Here is a 1,948-nt window from a genome sequence, read left to right as displayed (position 1 = left end):
CATTCGCCCAGGCCGCTCCGGTCGTCGTCGCGGGTGCCGAACCAGCCGTCGTCGACCACGAACAGTTCGACGCCGAGGGCGGCGGCGCGGGTGGCGAGCTCCTTCTGGTTGGTCTCGGTGATGTCGAAACCGGTGGACTCCCAGGAGTTGTAGAGCACGGGCCTGGTTTCGTCCGGGTGGGGGAGGACGTGGTCGCGGACCCAGCGGTGCTGGGTGCGGGACGCCGCGCCGAAGCCTCCGTCGCTCCAGCAGCCGGCGCTGGTCGGTGTCCGGAGGGTCTGGCCGGGATGCAGGACTCGTTCGGCCCCTTCGTGCCCGGCTGCGGCGGTGACGGAGCACCGGCCGGTCGTGGTGTGCAGGGCGGTCATGCGCCAGGTGCCGCTGGTGGCGATCTGGATGGTCCACGTCTCGCCGTGTTCTTCACCGGTGCTCGTGTCGTCGAGCATCATCCAGGGGCCCGCGTCGTGTCCGGTGTGACCGCGGCGGCTGGTGAGCGTGAACTCGCCGATGGGCAGTTCCCTGCGCTGCAGCCGGCCTTCGCGGCTCCACCCGCCGTGGATGCAGCTGACCCGGTACGTCTCGCGGTGCGGCAGGGTCCACTGGGCGGATGCCCACCGGTCAAGGGTGACGGGCCCGTCCGCGGCGGTGCCGGTGTGCTCGATCAGGATCCGCCGCTCGATGACGGGACTCTGTTCCCGGACGGTGTAGTGCAGCTCCCAGGCCAGGGGCCTGACACTGTCGCGCATGCGGATCACGGCCTGGGCGCTGTCGGCGTCGAAGTGGGTCGAGCAGTCTTCCAGGACGGGGGAGAGCAGGTGGTCGCCGTCGGCGAAGCGCACGGCGAGGCCGGGTGGTCCGTAGCGTGGGCCGGCTTCGACGGCGAACTCCTCCGTGCCGTCCCAGGGTCCGGCGAAGCTGTCCTGAGGGCCCTCGGGCAGCGGCGCGGTGAGGGCTTCGTCGAAGGTGAGCGCCGGCCCCCAGTGCACGAGTCGGAAGCTGCCGCTGAGCGGGTCCAGGCGTACGGCGTAGCCGGAGTTCGCGGCGGTCAGGAGCAGCAGGCCGGTGGCGGGGTCGTATCGGGCCAGGGGCATGCCCGTCTCCTTGGTGGCGTAGGGCCGTCCCGGGGGATCGGCCGAGGGGCCCATGACCGGTGCCGTGCGCACCGGTCGTGGGGGATGTGCGTCAGGCGATGGCGTCGAAGGACGGCAGGTACCCGTACTGCTGCCCCTTGGTGTTGGGGTGGTAGCTCTCGTCGACGGGGATGCGGGTGCTGTGGATCCATGCGTCGCCCGAGCAGATCTCGTGGCCCGTGAAGGGGCCGCGGACGTCGATGAACCGGAACCCGGCCGCGGCCGCGCGCCCGCTGATGACCGAGTTCAGCGTGTCGGCGGCGTCGTCCAGGGCCTTGCGCTTGGTGTCGCCGATGCCGACGATGCAGCTGCCGAGCTGGTAGAACCTGGGGTAGCCGAGCACCATGACCCGGGCCCCCGGTGAGCGGGAGCGGATGCCGGAGTAGAGCTGGTCCAGCTGCCCGGGGAGCTCGTTGCGCGCCTTGGCCGTGCCGGTGTTCACGGCGTTGATGCAGGCCTGGTCGGACTGGAGGACGCACACGCTCATGATGTCGGCGAAGCCGATGTCGTTCCCGCCCGCGCTGACGCTGACGAGCGTGGTCGAGCCGGCCAGGCTGCCGAGCTGGCTGTTGCGGACCGTCGTGCTGGTGGCGCCGGAGCAGGCGACGAAGCTGAACGAGGCAGGGGCGTTCGACGCGCTCCACAGAGCGGGGTAGGACTTGGAGCTGCGCTTGCAGCTGCCGCTGTTCGACAGGTAGGAGCCGGCGCCGACACCGGAGGAATAGGAGTCGCCGAGCGCGACATAGCGTTCGCCGGCGGCCTGGGCGGTGCCGGTGCCGACCAGCAGGGCGCCGAGCGTGCCCAGCAGGGTGAGGGAT

At 71.1% G+C, this 1,948-nt stretch carries 2 protein-coding genes; both read right to left on the bottom strand.

Features of this window, described 5'->3' with window-relative positions:
* A partial coding sequence (locus tag EAO71_RS36115) for a glycoside hydrolase family 36 N-terminal domain-containing protein (RefSeq protein WP_187282975.1) occupies nucleotides 1-1,091 on the bottom strand: 1,091 nt, incomplete at its 3' end.
* A gap of 91 nt (nucleotides 1,092-1,182) precedes the next feature.
* Nucleotides 1,183-1,948, bottom strand: a 766-nt coding sequence (locus tag EAO71_RS36110; protein ID WP_410094339.1) for an SGNH/GDSL hydrolase family protein, incomplete at its 5' end; no start/stop codon positions are given.

Origin of the sequence: Streptomyces sp. MS191, assembly GCF_008042125.1 — a bacterium.
Lineage (GTDB): Bacteria > Actinomycetota > Actinomycetes > Streptomycetales > Streptomycetaceae > Streptomyces.
Note: the sequence above shows the minus strand (reverse complement) of the source record. Positions and strands in the feature narration are given on the sequence as shown.